Genomic DNA, 19,746 nt, shown 5'->3' with positions numbered 1-19,746 from the left:
AAGTCATCATCGAATCGCTATCGCTCTTCGTGATTCCTTTATCTCAGTCGAAGCCCCTCCAGTTTGTACGGCGATAAGCAAGGCGCTTGCGCTTTTCTAATAAAAACTCAACTAAGAGTTATTCGTCAAAAATGAAGGAATCCCTTTTATTTTCGACAAAATTTTTATGAAATTTTTCTGGAATTGAATGCGATCTTCGCTAGTAAATGGCTTTGGTCCTTTGCCATATTTCCCTTGGCGACGGGCTTTGGCAGATAGATATCTCATATGTAATGCAGATTCGATATCTTTTTCCTCATACGGGATGCCACGTGGATTAAGGACATGAACCTTTTTTGAAAGAAGGGTTGAAGCTAAACCAATATCTTGTGTCACCACTACATCATTGGCATTCACATGATTCATAATAAACAAGTCTGCAGCCTCTTTATCTGAATCAACAAAATGCCAAACTCCCCCTAGAGGTTCATTGGGAACATGATTATAGGATGCAACAAATACGACATCAATGCCGAAATCTAGAGTAATTTCGACAATTTCCTCCTTTACCGGACAGGAATCAGCGTCCACCATAACCTTCAATTCACCTAATGTACTATTAATTCTACATCACTCCACATATTCCTCCTTAAAAAAAGGAATATCTTTTGCCATCCATTTTGTCGAATTTTCTTTAAGGCCTTGACTTCTCTCCATAATTAGTTTATTCGTTCACAAGTAAGTCTAAACCTATAATAAACATTTTTATCACAATTTTTTATTATAGTACAAACAATTGCTCTTTTCCATTCTTTTTTTCAAAAACAATAAAAATATTTAGAGATTTAGAGATGGCCCAAGTATAAGCAAAAGAACTAGTGCACATCACTACACACTAGTTCTCTTCTTTCGTCTTAAAATAATGATTAATGATAATATTAGCCGTTTCTTCTACCGCTTTATTCGTTACGTCGATCGATCTACAGCCGATTTTCTTGACGATCTTTTCAAAATAGTCCAGTTCTTCATTGATTCTTATCATATTAGCATAGCTCGCTTGATCATCTAGGCCTAATGATATAAGGCGTTCTCGTCTAATATTGTTCAATTTTTCCGGACTAATTTTTAAGCCAAAGCATTTCTCAGGCGATGTCTTAAATAATTCCTCAGGAGGATCGACCTCAGGGACAAGTGGAACGTTGGCAACCTTTAGTCTCTTATGAGCTAAATATTGGGACAAAGGGGTCTTGGACGTTCTTGAGACACCAATTAGGACGATATCCGCCTTTAAAATCCCTCGGGGGTCACGCCCATCATCATACTTAACTGCAAACTCAATTGCCTCAACCTTTTTAAAATATTCTTCGTCCAGTTTTCTCACTAAGCCAGGCTGGAAAAGAGGCGCTAAGCCGCTGGCATTTTGAATTTCATCGATTAGCGGGCCAATAATATCAATGGCATAGATTCCTTCTTTTTGACTCACTTTTTTCATATATTCTCGAACATCAGGCTTTACTAATGTATAAGCAATCATCCCTTTATCCATTTTGACAAGGCTGATTACTTCATCGATGTCGGCAATGTCTTCAACATAAGGAAACCGCTTGATTGTAGCTTTATTTCCATTAAATTGGCTGACAGCTGCCTTTGTAACAAGCTCTGCAGTTTCCCCAACAGAGTCAGATACAACATAGATGATTGGTATACTTCCCATTTCTTAAACCATCTCCTCTGTTTAAATTTGGGCAGACGATTATGGTGCTAATCGTTATTTGCAAGTGCGACTAACGCTTTGGTTAGGTTCGTCTTCGTTACACGACCAACTACCTCAAATCCCTTATCCGTTTCCTTGACTACTGGTAATGCATCTATCTGCTTATCAATCAGTTTCTGAGCCACATCGATGAGAAGATCTTCCTTAGAACACATCGTTATGTTCGGCATGCGAGTCATGATAATATTAACTGGCAAGGTGGTTAGCTCCTGCTTTCCTATACTAGCACGCAATAAGTCCTTTCTTGACAGTACCCCTACAAGTAGACTTTGTTGGTCTACGACAAATAGTGTTCCCACGTCCTCTAGAAACATCGTTACAATGGCGTCATACACGGACATATTTTCATTTACGACGACTGGTATGGATTGATAATCTTTTACAACAAGCTTATTTAGATTTTCCGTTAAAAGCTGAACGCCAGATTTCCCTGTATAGAAGTAGCCCACTCTTGGTCTAGCATCGAGGAAGCCTGCCATTGTTAAAATAGCTAAATCTGGACGTAAGGTTGCTCTCGTTAGCTTTAAACGCTCTGCAATTTGTTCGCCAGTTATAGGTCCGTTTTCTTTGACAATTTCCAATATCTGCTCTTGTCGTTTATTTAGTTCTATTGTACTCACCACCTAACAAGCTAATCGAAACAGAAAAAGCTATACTTTATACTGATTATTATATACTACTTGCCAAAAATGAAAAGAATGAGATAGGTAGCATTCCATGCATTGGTCGAATTATTTACATGATAAGACATGAAAGAGCCCTGTCGTTAATAACCGAGAAGGCTCTTTTCGATGACTATTACTTTACGATGATTTCCGTAACATCGGCAAATGCTTTAATGCGTTGAGCAAGCTTTGCCAGCATGCTTAAACGATTGTTTCTTAAGCCAACGTCCTCTACCATAACCATCGTCTTATCAAAGTAAGCATTAATTTCATCCTTTAATGAAACTAGGAGGTTAAAGTATTCCTCTTCTGAAAGATTACTTGAAATGGTTTTATCTACTTCTAGATAACGATCGTAGAGCTTTTGTTCCACTTCGTTCTCAAATAATCCAGGGTCGATCTCAACGATGCTATCAGCTTTGCTTGAGATATTGACCACGCGGCTCAATGCCTCGATGCTTTCTTTAAAACCTGCTTCATCCTTTTTCAGTTGAAGCGTCTCTGCCTTCCGTACAAGAGAAGCAACAGCTCCCACAGTTCCTGAAAGAACAGCATCAATGATATCGTAGCGGATTCCCTTATCATGTAATAAATGCTTGAGACGAAGCTTAAAGAAAGCGATAAGCTCCTGTTCAAGTTCCTCAAGGCTTAGCTTTGCAAAATTAGCTTCAGCTATGAATTCAACACTCAATGCGATCAGCTTTTCAAGCTTGATATCCCAGTTTTTGTGAATGAGGGTTTGGACAATGCCGCTTGCTTGTCTTCTCAATGCGTATGGGTCCTGAGAGCCGCTTGGAATAAGTCCGATCGCGAAGGTCGATGCAATCGTATCAAGCTTATCAGCAATCGCCAGAGCCGCACCAGGGTTCGACTCAGCCGTGTGATCCTCCGCATTTCTTGGCATATAATGCTCATTGATTGCTTTTGCCACTCGGGCATCTTCGCCCTTTTGCAGCGCATATTTCTCGCCCATAAAGCCTTGAAGCTCTGGGAATTCATAGACCATGTTTGTAACTAAATCAAATTTGCTAATTTCAGCAGCACGATCAGCAAGCTTTTGCTCCTCTTCGGAGAAATTCAATTCTGACGTTACCTTTGCTGTTAAGCTTCGGACTCGAGCCACTTTTTCGGCAAGTGTTCCAATTTCTTCATGGTAAACAATCGTTTTGAACTTATCCAAGGCTTTAGCAATCTCGAGCTTTTGATCCTCCTTATAGAAGAAATCCGCATCTGCAAGTCTAGCTCTTAATACCTTTTCATTTCCTCTAGCGACTGTTTCAAGATGCTGATGATCACCATTTCGCACTGTCACAAAATAAGGAAGGAGCGCTCCGTTCTGATCCTTGACAGGGAAGTATCTTTGATGCTCCTTCATCGAGGTAATGAGAACTTCTTCAGGCAACTCCAAGAACTCTTCTTCAAAGCGACCGAATAAGGCGGTCGGATATTCAACTAGATTGTTAACCTCCTCGAGGAGTTCCTCATCAACAGGAATGACCCAATGATGTTCTTCTTCCACCTTTTGCAGTTGGGAAACGATAGCCGATTTACGCTCGGCCGCATCCGCTATTACATACTGACTTAATAGTGTGACCACATAATCTGCTGGTGAAGGAATTTCTACCCTACTCCCGAGGAAGCGGTGACCATATGTCCAATTGCTCGTTTCCACTCCTGCAATGCTAAAAGGAATAACCTCCGAACCAAACATCGCAACAAGCCATTTAATAGGACGAATATATTTTAATTCCTCATTTGCCCAGCGCATATTTTTGGGGAAAGTCAAGCTAGTGATGATATTTTTCAGCTCTGGCAAAAGAGATTCCGTGCTCTGTCCCTTAATAAATTTTTCAACATGGGCATACTCGACACCATTCACTTCCTTGAAGTAAATATCATCCACGCTCATTCCTTGACCGCGGCTGAAACCGATGGCTGCTTTCGTCCAATTTCCATTTTCATCTAGTGCAATCTTTCGTGCGGGACCTTTCGCTTCCTCTTGTATATCCTGTTGGGCTAAAGCAACATCTGTAATAACAACACTTAAACGACGAGGGGTAGAAAAGGAACGAATCTCACCGAATTCAATCTTATGCTCGTTCAGCCACTTTTGTACTTTTTCGCTTAATTGCTCCATCGAAGCGGTCACGAATCTGGCTGGCATTTCTTCTAATCCAATTTCCAATAATAGATCTTTACTCATGGCTGTTTTCCTCCTTTGCCTTTAGGATTGGAAAGCCAAGCTTTTCCCGTTCTTCATAGAACGTCTTCGCTATTTTTCTCGCTAAATTACGACAGCGGCCAATATAACCTGTCCGTTCTGTAACGGAAATGGCACCCTTCGCATCCAGCAGGTTAAAGGTATGGGAGCATTTCAAGACATAATCATAAGCTGGATGAACTAGACCTTCATCCATTTGGCGATGGGCTTCTTTTTCATAAATATTAAATAGGTTAAAAAGCATTTCGGTATCTGATGTTTCAAAGGTATATTTGGAATGCTCATATTCCGGCTGGAGGAAGATATCTCTTACTGTGAAGCCCTCTGTCCACTCCAAATCGAAAACATTTTCCTTGTCCTGGATGTAGGAAGCGAGACGCTCAATTCCATACGTGATTTCCACGGAAACCGGCTTACATTCTAGACCACCGACCTGTTGGAAATAGGTAAACTGTGTGATCTCCATGCCGTCAAGCCATACCTCCCAGCCTAGTCCTGCACAGCCAAGAGAAGGATTCTCCCAGTTGTCCTCAACAAAGCGAATATCATGCTCCAATGGATTAATGCCAAGGGCACGCAAGGAATCCAAATAAAGCTCCTGAATATTGTCAGGTGATGGCTTCATAATAACCTGAAACTGATGATGCTGGTACAATCTGTTCGGGTTCTCTCCGTAGCGGCCGTCGGCAGGACGACGAGATGGTTCCACATAGGCCACATTCCAAGGCTCTGGACCAATGGCACGCAAGAATGTATAAGGACTCATCGTACCCGCACCCTTTTCTACATCATAGGACTGCATCAAAATACAGCCTTGATTAGACCAGTGCTTTTGTAGTGTTAGAATCATGTTTTGAATGTTCAACTTTATCCCTTCCTTCTTTTATTGCATATGGAAAACAAAAAAACCCTCGATCCCTATGCTCACGTAGTAGCATAGGGACGAGAGTTTACCCGCGGTTCCACCCTATTTGCTGCAATGCTTGCAGCCACCTTAGTGCCTATTAGGCTTACAATGCTCCGGAACGCCTTCCTTAACGCTCTATCTCCTAGCTCACACCATCCTAGGATCGCTAACATAGAGGAATGCTAAGTACTCTTTTCCATCATGGCAATTTATTTTTATCATCATAGCGAAAATTTTTTCCATTGTCAATCTTGCTTTAAGCTATTTAAATTTTCCATTTGTTTCAAGAACTTTTTCGTCTTTAAGTTTAAACCTGAATATTCATCATAGTAAGCCGAAATAATCTTTTTCAGCTCTTTTTTTGTTTCCAGCTTTACTGAGATGTTACCTAGACGATTGATATCCAAATAATAAAATAAACGCAGTAGCCTTACGGTTGCCTGAGAAATTTTATAATGATAAGGATCTTTTTCAAGGCACCGATGACAGAGAAATCCTCCCTCCCTAATGGAAAAAGAAAATTCTCCCTCGGTACTTTTACAAATTGTACACTGATCGAGGATGGGATATAGTCCAAATGAAGGTAGCATTTTCATCTCATAGATATTCATGAGAATTTCTGCATCCATCCCCTCATTGATATGATTCAATGTTTGATATAGAAGCTCAAACAAAAAAGGATTTGGCTTCTTTTCGTCGGTTCCCTTATCCGTTAAATCTAGGATATAGCTCGCATAGGCGGTAAGAAAAATATCCTCTCGGATCTCCCTCATCGAAGAAAGGATATCCCCTTGCTCTAAAGTGCCTAGACCCGTGCTCCGCTTAATCAAAAAATATCCATATGTAAAAGGCTGAGTGACGGCGGCCAGCCGACTATTCGGCTTCTTAGCACCCCTTGCCATCACACCAACCTTCCCCATTTCTCGGGTATATAAGGTGACAACCTTGTTTGACTCTCCATAATGACTTGTTCGCATGACGATGCCTTCACATTTTTGAAGCATCGTACAACACCATCCTAATTACAGGCACTACAGAAATGGAAACTTCTCTGCTAGCTCATTTCTCTGAGTTTCGGGTATTTCTTGATCATCCTTCTCTAATTCCTTATAGAGAAGATAGGTGTCAATATTACCTGTTTCAGAAAAGATCTTCCAGGTAAAATCCAACATCAAAATTCCCACCTTTCAAATTTCGACTAGCAACATCTATCCCAAATCCTTAAATATATCTTGGCCCTGTCTTATTAAATTCATGAAACGTAAATATTGTTAATGTTTTTTTGGTATAGGCTGTATTCGCACGGATTGTGGTTCTGGAATGTCCTTAATACCGGCCATTCCGTTTCATACTAGGCGTGCGATACGCATAGTTTGAGTAGCACTTTTCTCCGTTGTTTCAACAGATAGACTGCATAAACAACTGTATTGTCTGATAATTTTTTGTTTAAAAGCAACAATGTTTGAGAAAAGAGCCTTCGTATAAAACCAATCTTTCCCTAGTATTCATCCTCACGGAATCCAAAATCACGCAGCTGTGACATTTTATTGCGCCAATCCTTCTGCACCTTCACCCATAGCTCTAAGAATACCTTTGAACCTAACAGATTCTCAATGTCCACTCGTGCCCGTTTGCCAATTTCCTTGAGCATGCTTCCTTGCTTCCCAATGATGATACCCTTTTGCGAATCCCTTTCGACAATGACAGTAGCCATCACATGAACGACATCCTTCTCTTCAAGACGCTCCATTTTTTCGATTACGACGGCAAGAGAATGGGGGATTTCCTCCCTTGTTAGATGTAATGCCTTTTCTCTAATTAGCTCAGAGACAATAAATCTTTCTGGATGGTCTGTTACTTGATCCGCTGGGTAATATTGTGGCCCTTCTGGCAAATACTTCTTAATTTGCTCCAATAATCTTTCAACATTATTACCTTCGAGTGCGGAGATAGGGATAATCTCTGCAAAATCGTGTTTTTCTTTATAGGATTCAATAATCGAAAACAGCTCGTCAGGAGGGATCTGATCGATTTTATTAATCACTAGAAAAATAGGTGTTTTGACCGATTTGAATTTTTCAATGATAAATTCTTCTCCTCGACCATAGCCTTCTACAGCATTAACCATAAATAACACGATATCGACTTCTTTTAATGTATTTTGTGCAACCTTCATCATGAAGTCTCCAAGCTTATGTTTCGGCTTATGAATTCCAGGAGTGTCTATAAAAATTAACTGTGCATCATTTGTTGTAAGGACGCCTTGAACCTTATTTCGAGTTGTTTGCGGTTTGTCGCTCATAATCGCGATCTTTTGACCAATTACCCGATTTAAAAAGGTGGATTTTCCAACATTTGGTCGTCCGATAATGGAGATAAAGCCAGATTTATGAGTTTGTTTGTCAGCCATATTATTCATGTAAATCCTCCGGTGTAAAAGTTAGCCCATTTGTGAAGACTACTGTTTTATTTATTCTACCTTATTTTTTTTTATATTTCATTATTTGTAGCAAAAATGTAATATCGATATTTGAATTTTCTAAAAATTACAGTCTAAGGAGAGCTTTTCCTAGTTTTATTATTCCTAGGGGGTGGGGAGGTTAATACAAAACTGCCTACATAAGAGCAGGCAGTTCATTTAAAATATTTTGGGGATGAAGATGATCAAGCCGATGATAACAGCTACTATCGAAAAAATAAGGACTGCTCCAGCTGAAACATCCTTCGCCTGCTTAGCAAGCGGATGAAAATCGGGCGTTACAAGATCAACCAATCGTTCTATGGCGGTATTCAACAGCTCAAGCGTTATCACTCCACCTATAGTAAAGACAATAAATAACCATTCCATCGGCGTTAACTTCACAGCCATTCCAACAATCATGACGAGAATAGAGATAACAACATGAATCTTCATGTTTCTCTCTTTCAAAAATGCATGGATGATTCCCTGTAAAGCATATCGAAAGGAATGAAGCACCCCGCTTGATTTAGATGTCCTCTTACCGTTGTAATCCGAACTCATCTAAGATTTCCCTTTGCCTGTCAAACATGATTTTCTCCTCTTCTTCATTCATATGGTCATAGCCAAGCAAATGAAGAAGGCCATGAACAGCTAAGAAGCCCATTTCTCTGTCAAAGCTATGTCCATATTCAGAAGCCTGCTCACGGGCTTTTTTAACTGAAATAATTATATCTCCAAGAATTCGTGGAAGATCCATGCCGCTAACCGCTATTTCTCCCTCGCCCATTTCTTCAAGTGCAAAGGAAATCACATCGGTGGGATAATCTTTTCCCCGGTACCCACGGTTGATCTCTTGAATTCTCTCATTTGAAACAAATGTAACCGATAATTCACTGTCGGATTCCACGTTTTCCTTCTCGGCAGCAAAGTTCAGAAGTTCCTCTAATTTTTGGACCATTTCCTCGGAAATTTCATCCGTCTCGTCTAAAAAATCAATGTTTAAGCTCATGCCTGTTTCACCTTCTGTTTCGTCATTTCCGGATATTCAATCCGTGAGTGAAAAATTCCCTTCAATGTTTCGCATAATGTGTTGGCCACAGTTTCCAGTTCTTTTAGAGTCAGATCACATTCGTTAAGCTGTCCATCCTGAAGCCGGTCGGCAATGATATTTTTGACCAGGCCTTCGATTTGTTCTGGCTTTGGGCTCGACATCGAACGTACAGCTGCCTCGACGCTGTCAGCAATCCCAATAATCGCAATCTCCTTTGTTTGCGCCTTCGGTCCTGGATAGCGAAATTCTTTTTCGTTTACATCAAGACCATTTTCCTTTGCCTTATGATAGAAGAACTTCAACAGTGTCGTTCCATGGTGCTGCTCAGCTATATCTACAATCTCCTTAGGAAGCTTATACTTCCGCAGTATCTCCGCACCATCGGTTGCATGGGCAATGATGATATTTTTACTAGTCAGCGGCGGCAGTCGGTCGTGGGGGTTTTCAATATTCATTTGATTTTCTATAAAAAACTGGGGTCGATTCGTTTTCCCAATATCGTGATAATAGCAGCCTACTCTTGCCAGCAATCCATTGGCCCCGATCGCTTCACAGGCTGCTTCTGAAAGATTGGCAACCATTACACTGTGATGATAGGTTCCTGGTGCCTCTGTAAGGAGCTTTCTTAATAACGGGTGATTTGGATTGGATAACTCAATCAGCCTCATCGTCGAAAGGAAGCCAAAACCAGCTTCAAAAAATGGCAGCAATCCGATCGTTAAGACAGCAGAAGAAATCCCTGATACAAACGCTGCAACAAAATAAAAAGTATACTCGAGCGCATTGTAGTGCACATTTTGCATAAAAGCGAGGGCAAATATAACAATTAGGTTAATGACTGAAACAAATAACCCCGCTTGCAATATTTTAGAACGCTGATTTTGTTTGCTTAAGTATAGAATACCCGCGATTCCACTACATAGTATATAAATACCAACTGTAATATTTAAGGAACTCGAGATTCCTTCATTAAAAATAATGCTGGCACATACGGCCATAATCACCGTCCAAAGAAGCGCTAACCGTTCATCAATGAGAATCTTGATCAGCATGGCTCCCATGGCCACTGGAAATACATAGCCAATCTCAGAATAGTTAATCTGAATTAAACTGATCCCTTTAAGCAAGCCAATTGTCAGGATAAAAATAATGCTAAATAGAAGCACATAGTTTTGCTTCGTTTCCCTCTTTACGTCAAGTCCATAAAAATAAAAATATAGTGCAGCTAGCATAGTCCCTATGATTAATAAGAGACCCACAAATGGTAAGCGTGAATTTTCATTATCTAATAGACCTACCAGCTCTAATTGACGATAGATTTCTGGATTAATTAATTGGTTTTCCTCAACAATGATTTCCCCCTGCAAAATCTTCACAGGCTCTACACTTTCCCTTGCTTGTTTCCTTAATTCCTGGGTTGCATTCACGTCAAAGAATTCGTTTTGCATAATGGCGTAACGCCCTAACTCAATAACTGCGCTTTTTAATGCAAGATCGAGATTGGCAAACCTCAGTTCTTCCTCCACACGCTTTTTGGCATTTTCAACTTCATCCGCTGGTATTTTATTCTTCATCACATTGTTGATGGCCGTCACAGTAGTATCCTTAGCGATGGATAATTCTTGTGGCGATGAAGAAACCAGTGCAGCAAAGGTTGAATCGGACACATCATCTGAGACATCCTCTGTTAGCTTTTCCTTCAACATCGCTACTTTATCACCTGTCGGTTTACTTCCGCTTGGCGTTTCAGATTCCCCCGAAGGAGAGCTTTTCGAGCCAGCTTCGACGTCTTTATTCACTTCAGCAGCAGAATTAAAAATAGAGGTGATCAAATCTACTCTATTTTCGTTAATCTCCTTCTTTAGTACATAGACATCTCCCACTTGTGCCTCAGCAGCCTCTTTTTTCCGCTCCGTGCTTTCCTTATCAAATATGGTCACTGGCGATCTTATGGCCTGGCTCGCAACTGAAAACAAATTCAAGTCAAGCTTCTCTGGTTTAACATTACTGTACATAGCCACATAGAGTATAAGAGCAAGTAGAATAAATAAGAGCACTCTGAAGAAGGTAACATCTAGTAAGTCACGAATTCTAGCTAATTGTTGCTGAAATCTCTCCAATTCAATTCCTCCTATCTAGGCTTCTGTAATGCCAGATAAGCAAAATTGCGAAATGTCCATTTGTGATCCAACCTGGCTTTTGCCGGGAAATCAAAATTCTAAAGAGGAGCATTTATTTATGTATATGGCACATCCATGCAAAATTACCTTATGAAAATGATAACAGGTTTCTAACTAAGTTTCACCTACAAATAGAATTTGAGAAGGCTCTTTGCTCAAACATCACTGCCGTACGAAAACTGCCTTTAAGAAAAAAGCTTCAAAAAGCCGCTTGGATCCTCCAAAGCGGCTTAAGTCTTGCTATTCATATGCTTGAATGATTCTCGCTACCAATGGGTGTCGTACCACATCACTTTGTTCAAGGTAAACCATCCCAATCCCTCTCACATTTTGTAATCTTCTTTCCGCCTCAATAAGTCCTGATTCTACTCCTTTTGGGAGATCGATTTGGGTTTTATCCCCCGTGATAATCATTTTCGAACCGAAGCCAAGACGTGTAAGGAACATTTTCATTTGTGCCTTCGTCGTATTTTGAGCCTCGTCCAAAATCACATAAGCATCATCGAGGGTTCTTCCACGCATATACGCAAGCGGTGCAATTTCTATCGTTCCTCTATCAATAAGTCTTCCTGTATGCTCCGCCCCTAAAATATCGTGCAAGGCATCGTAAAGTGGCCGTAAGTACGGATCGACCTTTTCCTTTAAGTCTCCTGGTAAAAACCCAAGGCTTTCACCTGCTTCAACAGCAGGTCTAGTTAAAATAATCCTCTTAACAAGACCATTTTTTAGCGCATGAATCGCCATAACAACGGCAAGATAGGTTTTCCCTGTCCCCGCTGGACCAATGCCAAAAACCAAATCGTTTTTTTTCATGGCATTAATGTATTGCTTTTGTCCGATGGTTTTAACACGAATGGATTTCCCTTTGGCGTTTTTGGTAATCTCTTCCTCGTAAATGTCCTTAAAATAATCCAAGGTCCCTTTCTTCGCCATTTGGATGGCATACATCACATCACGACCAGAGATACTAATTCCCTTGCGTATCACATAAAGGAGCTTTTCGATAATGTCGCTCACCATTTCGACATGTTCTTCAAGCCCAGATACATGGACCGTTTCTCCCCTAGTGACAATTGATACATGAAGCTCCTCTTCAAGAATCTTTATGTTTGAATCAGCATTACCAAGCAATGAAAAGGCTTCGTTTGGATTTTCTAATTGAACCTTTATAGTAGTTAAATCTTCTGTCATTCCGACTCTCCTTGAATGATTGGGTATGGTTTTGCAATATTTTCTATTACCTGAAAATGTATGGATAAGTATACTTTACCATTCTGTGTTGTTTGACGCAAAATTTTTTCCCCTTTAATCCTAGCATCCTCAGGAAGGCCGTTTTTTATATCCTTTCTAGCCATTTCCTTTGCAACCTCTATCGCTTCCTGCTCAGAATAGACTTTCGCTAATTGTTCACTTTCTCTGTAGGTTTCCTCAACATAGGTGATCGGAAGCTTCCATTTAAGGAATTGGAACTGTTTTTCTTCTTCCTCCATCTTAAATTGTTTGTATGGAAGCTCTCCATACCCCCAGACTTGAATCGGCCAATCGCCAAACTTCAGATAGTGCTTTCTCTTTTCATTTCCATTGAACACTTGAAAGCTACTCTTTAATGGGAGGGACACCTCGGACCGATACCACGTTTCTCCAAAAACCTCTCCCTTTGCCGCAATCGTTTTTGTTTCCCCTTCTTTGCCAATTTCTCCTGAAACTAATATTTGTCCTGGCTTTACATGATCATGAATTTCAACTTTCGGCTGACCTTCCTCCACAAACATATCTACGATGACCGCTTTCTTTGTAGCAACCAAATTTTGCGGTCCATATTCCTCCGGCTTCTCTGGTATCGTTTTTTCAACGACCTGTAGATGATAGGTTGTCCCCTGTAACTCAACACCAACCCAAGTAATTTCATCAATAGAGTTTGTAATCGCTCGTTGAATTCCTTCTGGCTCCTCAACTAGAAATCGAAGCTTGCCAGTCTTCACACCGATGCGATCCAGTTCTTTTTTGATTTTATGCTCTGTTGCAGGATCCGCTCCCTTTATCTCGATTCCCCAAATGGTGTTTGAAAGGAGAAAAATGATGGCTGAAAAAAGAAAAGCACCGATAAGAAAGCCGCTATTCTTCAGCATTCTTTTGATAAAAAAAGGGATGCCTGTCCTACGAAGAAACTCCACTTTACATTCAGTTCCCCGTACAATGGGTCGTATTTCTTTGACATCATCTAATGCCAGCTTTAATGTAAGGGACTCTGGCCCATGCTTTTTAACATCCCAAATATAAATTCCTTTTCTCGTAAGGTGGTTTAGAAACCTCTCTAGCCCTTGTCCCGTAACCTTCACTGTGACATATCCCGAAAAATAATAAATCCATTGATTTCTCATTTTGTGCCTCCTGAGCCCTTTTTCACTCTATCTATCAGAAAGGAAGGAAACCTATCCACATATTTCGTTTCCCCCCTATTGAATTTGTTCAAGGATTATCCTTTTAAGAATATAACCTGGTCAATTTTCCCTTCTAACAAAATCTCTTCAGGAAGTATCGTCTTGATTACAAAAGCCTTGCCTTTTACCAACAGTTGTCCTTGCTTGAGTAAAAGCCTAATTTCCTTATCAGAGAAGGCGATTAATCCCCGATGATTCTCAATGTATATATGAATTTGACCTATCATCGTGATCCGGGGTAGGTCCATCATGACATCCTGGGGAAGTTCCATATGCTTCGTCATCCAGCTCATAACCCGATGGCCCCACTTTTTTGCCATAAAAAAGAACCCCCTTTCATCTCATATTTATGAAATGAATGAAGGTTCTAGCACTACATTTTATTAAGATGCGGAAAACAGAGGGATGGTTCTTGATTAGCCCCATGGATGGGCAATCAATTTATTTAGTTTTTACAATATTAAACGCTTGCTTCAAAGCATTTGCAGCCTGGTTAATTCCATCATGTGCGCCGGCCAGAACCCCCGGCATCCAGAAGAATCCGTGAATCATCCCATCATAACGGGTCGCTTCAACTGGGACACCAGCGGCTTTCAAGCGTGCTGCATACGCTTCCCCTTCATCACGTAACGGATCAAAACCTGCCGTAATCACCAAGGCTGGCGGAAGTCCGCTTAAGTCTTTTGCCAATAAAGGCGAAGCATACGGATTTTGACCATCTTGTTCATCACCTAGATAATGATTCCAGAACCAAACCATCGTGTTTTTTGTTAAAAAGTAGCCTTCTGGGTTATTGCGGTAGGAATCTGTGTCATAGGAGTGGTTCGTCACCGGATAAATCAGCATTTGATAGGCAAGAGTTGGCCCTCCCTGTTCGCGAGCCATTAGGGCCACAACCGCTGCTAGGTTTCCGCCCGCACTATCACCGCCAACAGCAATCCGCTCAGGATCTACGCCAATCGAAGCAGCATGTTCTGCCACCCACTCAACGGCCGCATACGCATCTTCAGCAGCAGTCGGGAATTTATGCTCAGGAGCTAATCTGTAATCAACGGAGATGACAACACAACCAGCCCTGTTTGCCAACATGCGGCATGGCACATCGACCGTGTCCAAATTGCCGATCACCCAGCCTCCGCCATGATAGTAAACCAAAGCTGGGAATGGCCCTTCTCCGGCTGGCGAATAAATCCGCACAGAGATTTCTCCTCCTGCTACCGGAATCGTCCTGTTTTCTACCTTCTGTACTTCTTCTGGGACTCCTGCCAGAAGGCGGAAATCAGCCATCCTTGCTAATTCAGGGGTTAGCATCTCCATCGGCGGCATACCAGTAGATTCTAATTGCTTTAAAATGAACCATGCTTGCGGGTCAATATTCTTCTTGAAAAATCCTTCCTTAACTAAACCTTTATCAGTGGCATTCGGAGCTAACGACGAGGTAAATCCTTCATAGCCCCTGGCTGCCACATCATCACAAAGCAAGCGATACAGTCCGACTCCACCAGGAAAGGCAAGAAATCCCCTTGGCTTGCCCTCGATATTCGCTCCCATATACCACGAATCCGTCTTGGTTAAAAGCGACATTTCAGCAAGGGCATGGCATTGCTGGCTCCAAAATTCTTCGGCTTCCACGGTTGCCTCGAACGCTTCCAAACGATGTTTACGAAGATAATCAATGCAATCAGCCACCCATTCCACATGCTGCTCAATCGAAATCAGCATGTTGCTAAGGACTGATGGACTTTGCGGACCGGTTAACATAAACATATTTGGGAAACCAGACGTGGCAAGTCCCAGGAAGGTTTTCAGTTCGGCACCATCTGCCCATTTGTCCTTAAGTGACACATCATTTTTACCGCGAATATCCATTTTAAATAAAGGACCTGTCATCGCGTCAAACCCAGTCGCAAATATAATGACGTCCAATTCATAATCGGCTTCAGTTGTCCTGATTCCATTTAAGGTCATTTCCTCAATAGGCTCTGCCTTTATATCCACGAGGGAGACATTGTCGCGGTTATATGTTTCATAATAGTCTGTGTCGAGAATGGGTCGTTTCGTTCCATAGTAGTAGGTTGGCATCAGTTTTTGTGCTTTTTCAGGGTTATGAACCAACTGTTTGATCTTGTTGCGGATAAATGCCGCTGCGGTTTCATTGGCTTCGGGAAGCCTATGGATGTCATTGTACCTATACAGCATGCTGAAGAGCCCGCCCTCCTGCCAAGCCTCTTCATATTGACGCTCTCGTTCTTCAGGGGTATCTTCCAATGCCGAGCGCAGCTGTGGTCCAGATGGTATGCCATGCATCGAGTATTGCATGAGCTGTTTGATCTCATCGTAATTTTCCCTCGTCTTGAACTTCACTTCAGTGTCATACGGATGATTTTGCGCTGGACAGCTATACTGAGGTGTCCGTTGAAAAACGGTCAGATGGCCCGCTTCTTTGGCGATTACGGGAATTGCTTGGATTCCGCTTGATCCGGTTCCAATTACACCGACACGCTTGCCGCTAAAAGACACTTTTTCATGTGGCCATCTACCGGTGTGGTACATCTCCCCTTTGAAGCTGTCCAATCCCTTAAATTTTGGGATGTTAGAGGCAGAAAGAGCGCCTATTGCCGTGATAAAGTACTCTGCAGTAACTAACGTTCCATTCTCCAAGCGAATCTCCCAGTTGCGATTATGTTCATCGTAGCGGGCGGCAGCTACCCGATTCTTGAACTGGATGTCACGCCTTAGGTCCAATTTGTCAGCAACAAAATTGATGTAGCTTAATATTTCTGGCTGCTCAGCGTACCTAGATGACCATGTCCATTCGTTCAAAATCTCTTCTGAAAAGGTGTAATTATAGTAGATACTTTCGATGTCACAACGGGCACCTGGATAGCGGTTCCAATACCAAGTGCCACCGACATCTTCGGCCGCTTCATACACCCGAACTGAATAGCCCGCCTCCCGTAGTCGGTGAAGCATATACAATCCCGAAAAACCAGCACCAACGACCACAGCATCAAACACTGGAACATTCTGATGATTTAATGCCATCTTCAAATGCCTCCCTCAAAATGAAATGGAGTAAATGGTAAGCGATTCGAAAGATCCTCCGCCTGGATACTTTTAACACCTGAACCTTCTTTATCTTCGACATCATTTATTTTGGCTGTTTTCGCACGGATTGTGGTTCTGGAATGTCCTTAATAGAAAAGAGCCTTTATTTTACAGTCAATGGAACTACCTTCTGTCCAATGGCGGCGATCAGCTCAGGAGGCATTGGGAAGTTCAATGCAGCGGGGTCTTTCATGACCGCAGGAACAGTTTGTTCCATTGCTTGTTCACTAATATTAAACTCGCTGAAATCAGTTGGCAGGTCCACTTTTTGTTGAAGCAGGCGAATTTTCTCTATCGCTTTGGCTAATGCGGTATCCGGGGTGTCACCTTTCACATCGACATCCAGTGCTTGCGCCAATTCAGTCGCCCTTGGAAGATAAAGCTGTGGAATCATTTCCATTACTACCGGCAAGAACACAGCGTTTGCCAAGCCGTGTGGAATACGGAACAGCGCTCCATACGCATGGGCCAAGTTATGAACTGGGATCGCATTCAATGCAAAGCTGAATGCGGTGATTCCCATCAAGCTTGCTTGAAGCATATCGCTGCGTGCAGCCACATTTCCACCATTACTTACGGCTATTGGCAGATTTTTTTCAATCAAACGGATGGCATGTAGCGCATGAGCATCTGTTAAGCCCGTTGCGGTTGGTGAAGCAAGCGCCTCAATCGCATGGGTTAAAGCATCAAACCCAGTGAATGCCGTAATTCTTGGCGGCAAGCCAACGGTTAATTCCGGGTCCAAAATGGCGATATCCGCACTTAAAAATGGATTAATAATATTGGTTTTCATTTGAATGTCTTCGTTAAAAATCACTGCGATTGGCGAAACCTCAGAACCCGTCCCCGCTGTTGTCGGAATCGCAATATGCGGAATGTTCATATATTGGGCCGCCTTAGGGAAGGACTCATACAAGAAGCCGCCAGTAATCGCCGTCTTGATATCAGAAAGTCTATTATGCAGAGCATATTTAACCCCTTTTACGGTATCAAGCACACTTCCACCGCCGACAGCGAGCAAGCCGTCTGCTCCAATTTCACGAGCGAAAGCTGCGGCATCATTGACGAAACGGCTTTCTGCATCCTGAGCAATATCTAGGAACTTGCCAACGATTTGCGGACCGGACCCATTCCCTGTCAATTCAAAAATAGAGGCCACTTTTTCAACGACTCCGGCCTGCTCCAACCCTCTGTCACTTAGCAGAAGGATTCGCTTTGCTCCCATTCCTGCAAATAAACTTGGAACCAGCGCTCTCGAATTAGAACCGGAATTAATAGCCGTACGTAAGTTAAATTGTGATAGGGTTGTTTTCATTATCTTTTCACCTCTTCTTTAATTTTGACCGAACAAGATTCCGTACCACGGGCGCCGTTCCAGCTCCGAGGTCATCGAAGTATGCACATGTTTCACCTGTGAATAAGCATCGAGGGATTCTTTACCCATTTCGCGGCCGACTCCGCTTTGCTTATAGCCGCCAAATGGAGCATCATTGCGAAGCATATGCCAGTCATTAATCCAAACCACACCGGCCTGAAGCTCACGGGCCACCTCATATGCTTTATTGACATCACGGGTCCAAACACCAGCAGCAAGGCCATAAATCGTATCGTTTGCTAGGCGTATCGCCTCATCAAGTTCGCTGTAGCGGATTACGCACAATACCGGCCCAAAAATTTCCTCTTGGGCAATTTTCATATCATTTGTTACATTTGTAAAAATAGTTGGCGCAATAAAGTGTCCGCCTTCACAGCCAGGAACCGTTACCTCCTCGCCTCCAAGGACAATTGTAGCTCCTTCTTGCTTACCAGCTTCAATATAAGAGAGGATAGTTTCCTTTTGTTTCTTCGAAATAACCGGCCCAACATCAGTGGCAGGGTCTAGTGGATTTCCGAGCTTTAATTTGCTTGCTAGGCCAACAAGCCCTTCAACCACTTGGTCATAAATTTTATCCGGGACAAATAGGCGGGTGCCAGATTCGCAAAGCTGTCCAGAATGAAGGAATACGCCAAATAGACTTCCAGGAAGAGCGAGTTCTAGATCGGCATCCTCCAAAAGAATATTTGGTGATTTACCGCCGAGCTCAAGGGTTGTTTTCTTAATGGTACCAGCAGCAAGTGACATAATCCTCCTACCCACTTCAGTGGACCCGGTAAATGCAACCTTATCAACTTGAGGGTGTGTAACGAGGGCCTCACCAACCTCGCTGCCTGGTCCTGCGACGACATTGATAACTCCTGGAGGTACAACGGTTGAAATAATTTCAGCGAGCTTTAATGTGGAAAGTGGTGTGTAGCTTGCAGGCTTGAGCACGATCGTGTTCCCCATGGCAAGTGCAGGAGCAATTTTCCAAGTTGCAATCATCATTGGCAGGTTCCAAGGGGTCACTGCTGCACACACACCGACTGGTTCCCGCCAAATGAAGTTTTGCACTGGTCCAGGGAATGGTGGAATTGGCAGAGCTTCAGAGAATGGATACTCAACAATTAACTTGGCCATGGTTTGGAACAAGTCGGCCGTTTGTAAAATATCATTGCTCGAGATTCGGCGAACGGTGCCGCCAGAGCTGATTGCTTCCAGAAAAGCCAGTTCTTCGGCATGCTGCACAATCTGATAAGCAATCATATTCAATACATTTGCCCGATCCCCCGGCTTCATAGTTTTCCAATCCCCTTGATCATAGGCCGCACGGGCTGCTTTTACTGCCCGATCAATGTCTTCAACCGTTCCTTTGGCTACCTTAGCAGCCAGCTCTCCTGTTGCCGGATTAAAGACATCAAAAGTTTCTTGGCTTGTGCTCGGCTCCCATTTTCCATTAATAAAGTGGAAAAATGTTTGTACTTCAATTTTGACTGTCATTCTACTTCCTCCTCGTATAGTAAGTTTAGAATCCTCTTTCGAGGTAATTTCCAGTTCGTTTATTGCTCTTTGATAACTTCATAGATGGTAGTTCAGATAGTG

Annotated in this window: 17 protein-coding genes, 1 pseudogene and 1 other annotated feature; all 18 genes and pseudogenes read right to left on the bottom strand. The window is 42.3% G+C overall.

Translation table 11 applies throughout. The annotated features are described in order from the left end of the window. Nucleotides 1-111: 111 nt before the first annotated feature. Complete coding sequence (locus J2S07_RS13115) at nucleotides 112-573, bottom strand: YaiI/YqxD family protein (protein ID WP_307150866.1); 462 nt, start codon at nucleotides 571-573, stop codon at nucleotides 112-114. Nucleotides 574-874: 301 nt separating this feature from the next. Continuing rightward, nucleotides 875-1,693, bottom strand: coding sequence for a pyruvate, water dikinase regulatory protein (locus tag J2S07_RS13110; protein WP_307150865.1), 819 nt, complete (start codon nucleotides 1,691-1,693; stop codon nucleotides 875-877). 47 nt (nucleotides 1,694-1,740) lie between these two features. Then, nucleotides 1,741-2,376, bottom strand: a complete 636-nt coding sequence (gene ccpN, locus J2S07_RS13105) for a transcriptional regulator CcpN (protein WP_307150864.1) — start codon at nucleotides 2,374-2,376, stop codon at nucleotides 1,741-1,743. A 175-nt stretch (nucleotides 2,377-2,551) separates the two neighbouring features. Beyond that, nucleotides 2,552-4,621: a glycine--tRNA ligase subunit beta gene (gene glyS, locus J2S07_RS13100; protein WP_307150863.1), complete on the bottom strand. Its 2,070-nt coding sequence runs from the start codon at nucleotides 4,619-4,621 to the stop codon at nucleotides 2,552-2,554. Then, nucleotides 4,614-5,504 (bottom strand): glycine--tRNA ligase subunit alpha, encoded by an 891-nt coding sequence (gene glyQ, locus J2S07_RS13095; RefSeq protein WP_307150862.1) that lies wholly within the window; start codon nucleotides 5,502-5,504, stop codon nucleotides 4,614-4,616. Before glyQ ends, glyS begins: the two co-directional genes overlap by 8 nt. Nucleotides 5,505-5,574: 70 nt before the next feature. Beyond that, nucleotides 5,575-5,758 (bottom strand) — a binding site (T-box leader). A 33-nt stretch (nucleotides 5,759-5,791) separates the two neighbouring features. After that, the gene (recO, locus tag J2S07_RS13090; RefSeq protein ID WP_307150861.1) at nucleotides 5,792-6,550 is read right to left on the bottom strand and encodes a DNA repair protein RecO; all 759 of its coding nucleotides are present in this window, start codon (nucleotides 6,548-6,550) and stop codon (nucleotides 5,792-5,794) included. 27 nt (nucleotides 6,551-6,577) lie between these two features. Further along, the gene (locus J2S07_RS13085; RefSeq protein ID WP_307150860.1) at nucleotides 6,578-6,718 is read right to left on the bottom strand and encodes a YqzL family protein; all 141 of its coding nucleotides are present in this window, start codon (nucleotides 6,716-6,718) and stop codon (nucleotides 6,578-6,580) included. 326 nt (nucleotides 6,719-7,044) lie between these two features. Further along, nucleotides 7,045-7,965, bottom strand: a complete 921-nt coding sequence (gene era / locus J2S07_RS13080; protein ID WP_307150859.1) for a GTPase Era — start codon at nucleotides 7,963-7,965, stop codon at nucleotides 7,045-7,047. A gap of 219 nt (nucleotides 7,966-8,184) precedes the next feature. Next, nucleotides 8,185-8,568: a diacylglycerol kinase family protein gene (locus tag J2S07_RS13075; RefSeq protein ID WP_307150858.1), complete on the bottom strand. Its 384-nt coding sequence runs from the start codon at nucleotides 8,566-8,568 to the stop codon at nucleotides 8,185-8,187. Then, complete coding sequence (ybeY, locus tag J2S07_RS13070) at nucleotides 8,546-9,016, bottom strand: rRNA maturation RNase YbeY (protein WP_307150857.1); 471 nt, start codon at nucleotides 9,014-9,016, stop codon at nucleotides 8,546-8,548. Before ybeY ends, J2S07_RS13075 begins: the two co-directional genes overlap by 23 nt. Continuing rightward, the gene (locus tag J2S07_RS13065) at nucleotides 9,013-11,178 is read right to left on the bottom strand and encodes an HD family phosphohydrolase (RefSeq protein WP_307150856.1); all 2,166 of its coding nucleotides are present in this window, start codon (nucleotides 11,176-11,178) and stop codon (nucleotides 9,013-9,015) included. Before J2S07_RS13065 ends, ybeY begins: the two co-directional genes overlap by 4 nt. 300 nt (nucleotides 11,179-11,478) lie before the next feature. After that, nucleotides 11,479-12,429 carry a PhoH family protein gene (locus J2S07_RS13060; protein ID WP_307150855.1) on the bottom strand — a complete coding sequence of 317 codons (951 nt, stop codon included), beginning with the start codon at nucleotides 12,427-12,429 and terminating at the stop codon, nucleotides 11,479-11,481. Then, nucleotides 12,426-13,619, bottom strand: coding sequence for a sporulation protein YqfD (gene yqfD / locus J2S07_RS13055; RefSeq protein ID WP_307150854.1), 1,194 nt, complete (start codon nucleotides 13,617-13,619; stop codon nucleotides 12,426-12,428). Before yqfD ends, J2S07_RS13060 begins: the two co-directional genes overlap by 4 nt. A 95-nt stretch (nucleotides 13,620-13,714) precedes the next feature. Next, nucleotides 13,715-13,999: a sporulation protein YqfC gene (gene yqfC / locus J2S07_RS13050; RefSeq protein WP_307150853.1), complete on the bottom strand. Its 285-nt coding sequence runs from the start codon at nucleotides 13,997-13,999 to the stop codon at nucleotides 13,715-13,717. A 121-nt stretch (nucleotides 14,000-14,120) separates the two neighbouring features. Further along, the gene (lipP1, locus tag J2S07_RS21950) at nucleotides 14,121-15,053 is read right to left on the bottom strand and encodes a LipP1 family hormone-sensitive lipase (RefSeq protein ID WP_510182028.1); all 933 of its coding nucleotides are present in this window, start codon (nucleotides 15,051-15,053) and stop codon (nucleotides 14,121-14,123) included. Between the two features lie 954 nt (nucleotides 15,054-16,007). Next, nucleotides 16,008-16,724 (bottom strand): annotated as a pseudogene (locus J2S07_RS21945) (flavin-containing monooxygenase); the annotation flags it as partial. Between the two features lie 166 nt (nucleotides 16,725-16,890). Further along, on the bottom strand, nucleotides 16,891-18,102 hold the full coding sequence (locus J2S07_RS13040) for an iron-containing alcohol dehydrogenase (RefSeq protein ID WP_307150851.1): 1,212 nt from the start codon (nucleotides 18,100-18,102) through the stop codon (nucleotides 16,891-16,893). Between the two features lie 18 nt (nucleotides 18,103-18,120). Continuing rightward, entirely contained in the window at nucleotides 18,121-19,644 is a 1,524-nt protein-coding gene (locus J2S07_RS13035; protein ID WP_307150850.1) for an aldehyde dehydrogenase family protein, read from the bottom strand. Nucleotides 19,645-19,746: the final 102 nt, after the last annotated feature.

It is taken from the genome of Anoxybacillus andreesenii, from assembly GCF_030813005.1.
Classification (GTDB): Bacteria; Bacillota; Bacilli; order Bacillales; family Cytobacillaceae; genus Robertmurraya; species Robertmurraya andreesenii.
Note: the sequence above shows the minus strand (reverse complement) of the source record. Positions and strands in the feature narration are given on the sequence as shown.

What these genes read in the sequence shown, in the direction of transcription:
- J2S07_RS13115 (WP_307150866.1), bottom strand. Translation starts at nt 573, where the DNA reads ATGGTGGACGCTGATTCCTGTCCGGTAAAGGAGGAAATTGTCGAAATT.
- J2S07_RS13110 (WP_307150865.1), bottom strand. Translation starts at nt 1,693, where the DNA reads ATGGGAAGTATACCAATCATCTATGTTGTATCTGACTCTGTTGGGGAA.
- glyS (WP_307150863.1), bottom strand. Translation starts at nt 4,621, where the DNA reads ATGAGTAAAGATCTATTATTGGAAATTGGATTAGAAGAAATGCCAGCC.
- recO (WP_307150861.1), bottom strand. Translation starts at nt 6,550, where the DNA reads ATGCTTCAAAAATGTGAAGGCATCGTCATGCGAACAAGTCATTATGGA.
- J2S07_RS13085 (WP_307150860.1), bottom strand. Translation starts at nt 6,718, where the DNA reads ATGTTGGATTTTACCTGGAAGATCTTTTCTGAAACAGGTAATATTGAC.
- era (WP_307150859.1), bottom strand. Translation starts at nt 7,965, where the DNA reads ATGAATAATATGGCTGACAAACAAACTCATAAATCTGGCTTTATCTCC.
- J2S07_RS13075 (WP_307150858.1), bottom strand. Translation starts at nt 8,568, where the DNA reads ATGAGTTCGGATTACAACGGTAAGAGGACATCTAAATCAAGCGGGGTG.
- ybeY (WP_307150857.1), bottom strand. Translation starts at nt 9,016, where the DNA reads ATGAGCTTAAACATTGATTTTTTAGACGAGACGGATGAAATTTCCGAG.
- J2S07_RS13060 (WP_307150855.1), bottom strand. Translation starts at nt 12,429, where the DNA reads ATGACAGAAGATTTAACTACTATAAAGGTTCAATTAGAAAATCCAAAC.
- yqfD (WP_307150854.1), bottom strand. Translation starts at nt 13,619, where the DNA reads ATGAGAAATCAATGGATTTATTATTTTTCGGGATATGTCACAGTGAAG.
- yqfC (WP_307150853.1), bottom strand. Translation starts at nt 13,999, where the DNA reads ATGGCAAAAAAGTGGGGCCATCGGGTTATGAGCTGGATGACGAAGCAT.
- J2S07_RS13040 (WP_307150851.1), bottom strand. Translation starts at nt 18,102, where the DNA reads ATGAAAACAACCCTATCACAATTTAACTTACGTACGGCTATTAATTCC.
- J2S07_RS13035 (WP_307150850.1), bottom strand. Translation starts at nt 19,644, where the DNA reads ATGACAGTCAAAATTGAAGTACAAACATTTTTCCACTTTATTAATGGA.